Source organism: Methanofollis sp. (genome assembly GCF_028702905.1).
In the GTDB taxonomy this organism is placed as follows: domain Archaea; phylum Halobacteriota; class Methanomicrobia; order Methanomicrobiales; family Methanofollaceae; genus Methanofollis.
Map to the genome: position 1 here is coordinate 1 of NZ_JAQVNX010000177.1, position 2,936 is coordinate 2,936.

Annotated in this window: 6 protein-coding genes and 1 pseudogene; 1 reads left to right on the forward strand and 6 read right to left on the reverse strand. The window is 57.9% G+C overall.

All coding sequences use genetic code 11. From position 1 onward, the window contains the following. From PHP59_RS12350 to PHP59_RS12370, 5 genes are all read right to left on the reverse strand, one after another. On the reverse strand, positions 1 to 130 hold a 130-nt coding region (locus PHP59_RS12350), incomplete at its 3' end, for a type II toxin-antitoxin system HicA family toxin (RefSeq protein WP_300167423.1). Positions 131 to 149: 19 nt separating this feature from the next. Continuing rightward, entirely contained in the window at positions 150 to 419 is a 270-nt protein-coding gene (locus tag PHP59_RS12355) for a type II toxin-antitoxin system HicB family antitoxin (protein ID WP_300167414.1), read from the reverse strand. A 447-nt stretch (positions 420 to 866) separates the two neighbouring features. Then, positions 867 to 1,250 carry a DUF86 domain-containing protein gene (locus PHP59_RS12360; protein WP_300167416.1) on the reverse strand — a complete coding sequence of 128 codons (384 nt, stop codon included), beginning with the start codon at positions 1,248 to 1,250 and terminating at the stop codon, positions 867 to 869. After that, positions 1,247 to 1,564 carry a nucleotidyltransferase family protein gene (locus tag PHP59_RS12365; RefSeq protein WP_300167418.1) on the reverse strand — a complete coding sequence of 106 codons (318 nt, stop codon included), beginning with the start codon at positions 1,562 to 1,564 and terminating at the stop codon, positions 1,247 to 1,249. Before PHP59_RS12365 ends, PHP59_RS12360 begins: the two co-directional genes overlap by 4 nt. A gap of 287 nt (positions 1,565 to 1,851) precedes the next feature. Continuing rightward, the gene (locus PHP59_RS12370) at positions 1,852 to 2,358 is read right to left on the reverse strand and encodes a hypothetical protein (RefSeq protein ID WP_300167420.1); all 507 of its coding nucleotides are present in this window, start codon (positions 2,356 to 2,358) and stop codon (positions 1,852 to 1,854) included. Between the two features lie 246 nt (positions 2,359 to 2,604). On the opposite strand from PHP59_RS12370, the pseudogene PHP59_RS12375 reads away from it, so the two are divergent. Further along, positions 2,605 to 2,796, forward strand: a pseudogene (locus tag PHP59_RS12375) (type II toxin-antitoxin system MqsA family antitoxin); the annotation flags it as partial. Here PHP59_RS12375 and PHP59_RS12380 read toward each other — a convergent pair. Continuing rightward, positions 2,704 to 2,936: hypothetical protein (locus tag PHP59_RS12380; RefSeq protein ID WP_300167421.1), on the reverse strand; the 233-nt coding region annotated here is incomplete at its 5' end. The pseudogene PHP59_RS12375 and the gene PHP59_RS12380 sit on opposite strands and share 93 nt — an antisense overlap.

Sequence of the window (2,936 nt, forward strand, 5' to 3'; positions counted from 1 at the left end):
TCAGGGTTTTTGCGTTGATCTCGTTGTGCAGGGGGACGGTGACTGGTTTAGTACCGGTCTCGCATTGCTTCCCCATCCGAACATGGCTCCCAGTTTGTCGAAGAAAAGAATACCCGATCGATTCGAGCATTCTGATCACCTTATATCCGCTAACAACTGGCTGTTTTGGCAATAATATCAACCTTGTACTCGAACTTGATAACCGGCATATCCGAGGTTGTTTCTGCTGAAGATTCGGGCGTGGTGATGATGGTGATCAGTTCGCCTCTCTCGATCTCCTCCTCAAAATGAAGTTCAGTTGCCTCTAAGATGTTATCGATGAGAACACCGACGGTCTTCCCCTGAGTATAGATGGAGTGCTCGACTGCATGTGCGCCCCACCATCCGTCGCAGAAATACGTTTTAAACTCGACGATCATGGTTGATCACTCCGATAGATGTGACATGTGTTTGACAACGATATAAAATGATGTTTGTGTGGGTGATGCTATCTCTTCCCGTGTGAAGGGGCAGAACGGGAAACCCCCTGCGTAAGCGAGGGGTAGTTGACGGAATAGTAACTCATACACCCATTGAGGACCTCTTCAAGGGAGTGAACTACCCCCCTCAAGGGTGGGGCTTCCTGCGAGTATCCTCGGATCCTGGGGGTCTTCGGACCCGGTTTTGTCGCAAATTACCGGCGAACTGCCGATAGCCCGTCCACAGGGCATGTTGTGATAGGAACCGTATCATGATGTTGACCGCACTGGTTTGGTCTCGGTCGATGCAGTTCCCACAATCTTTCTCTCAACCAAACGAACGTGCAGTGTTTCATCATACCCGGTCAGGCGGGACGAAATATGGGGCGCTTCCGGGAGGTGGGCCGATCAAGGGTCCCACGGGGACTCATCCCTGGTTTCCTCCGAGATCAGGTCGTCGTGAAGGCTTTGAACCGCAGACCTGAGAGGAGGGATGTCGTCCCGGATCGTTCTCCAGATGATGGCCCTGTTGATCCCGAAATAGGCATGGATCAATTTGTCGCGCATACCGGCCATCTCGCTCCAGGGAAGAGAGGGATAACGCTCCCTGACGCGTCGGGGAACGCATTTGGTCGCCTCACCGATCACTTCCAGTGCTCGCGTGACCGCATAGACGGTCTTGTCGTCCGCGAAGAACTCCTCATACGACATACCCCGGGTGAAGACCTCGATCTTGTCAACGGCGTCAAGGACGTCGTCCAGGTAATCGAGGGTGCTTCGTGGAGCCATCATATGTAGATGACCTCTTTTGAGACACGGCGGCCGATACGGGGTTTGAGCGCACTTTTTTCGACCAGATCCACCGGTCTATCGAGAAGTTCGGAGAGATACCGCTCAAGCCTGAGAAACCCGAAGATCCCCGGCACCTCGGAGAACTCGACCAGGATGTCCACGTCGCTTCCCTCGTGCTCCTCACCGCGCCGGCACGAGCCGAAGATGCCGATGGACCCGACATGGTAGGCCTCCTCCAGGTACGCCTTCTTCTCCCGGAGAATGGCGATGATCCTCGCGCACTCCCCGCTGGCCTCGCGGGTGACGGTGTCCATTCTGATCGGGATATGGGCCTTCCCATCTAGTATAGATATCCCCGGGTACGCCGGTTCGCGGTGGTTTTTTCAGTGCCGGACAGACCACACTCCCCCGAAGAGTCCGGCAAGTTCCGGGCGTCGCGGTGGCGTTCGGAGACGAAGGTGTGCTCGAACGTCTCGGGGTGGCGGAAGAGGGTCTGGTCGCTCCTGAGAAGAGGTGGACACGTCATACGATAGTCTGGAGAAGAAGGGGTTGTTATGGGTGAGCCGGGCGCGGGGTGAAAGTGAGAGGGGGGGTTCCCTTCTCACTCCAGCGTTCCAACGGTGTCGGCCCAGGTCTCGACCCTGGTCCGGATCGCTTCGTCCTGGTAGGACGAGAGCCGGACGGTCTTTCGGGTGAAGGTGACGTAGTAGTCGTCGCCCGAGGGGTCGTGGCACTTGAGCTGCGCGTAGTAGGTCTCCGCGGGACCGTTCCGGACGGCCTCGCCGCCCATCGCGGCCGCGAGGGCCGCGTTATTGAGGATCTCCGTGGCGTTCGCGTTGAACGCGGCGATCGTCGGGGACTGGATCGAGATGGTCCCGAGGCGCTTTCCGTCGTCGTCGAGGAAGTTCACCTTCGCGGTGTAGTGCTCGCGGTTCCTGACGACCGCGGACACCGTCTGCCCGGCCCTGGTCGTATACCCGACGCACTCGAAGGGGTTGTCGTCGATGACGGACTGGATGAGGGTGTTAAACGACGTTACGCTGGCGATCGGGACGGCGAGGTCCCGGACCGCCGTTCTGTTCACGGTAGTCGGCACAAAGTCTGCCATGGTTTGATCTCCTGCACAACCCTCGAAGGGTGTGCCTGCTGCCTGCATCTTCCCGGGAATGTGACAGACATATAGTGGGTATACCCGGGAGGGGATTAGCCTGACTTTATCGAGGGCGGTGCAGGGTAGATTACACGGGAAAGACACCGTAGAATGAGCGAAGCGACCCTTTTCCGTGACCGGCTGCCGGCTGGAAATGTTTGAGTGCAGCGGCGATAGAACTGTTCTCTACAGGAAGGGAAGACCGAGTTCATCGCACGGGTCGGGGACGGGATCATCGTCATCAGGGATGTCCCGGCGCTCGTCTGCGACCGATGCGGCGAGGCATACTACAGCGCGGAGATCTCAAGGAAGATCGACGCCGTGATGGCGGATGCCCATAGCGGCAGGCTCTGCTGCCGGCCTCTCGCGGCGGGCGAGGTTGAACTCACCGGGTAAGGGCGGCCGTTCCCGGGAGGCCCGATAGTCTCTGCCGGCGGCGCTAATCCGCACCCGGGCGAGGCATTTTTTAACCGAGAATTCTTGAATATAATCCTTACGGTCAGGGCTTTTGGGTTCACCGTCGTAGTGTCTACCAG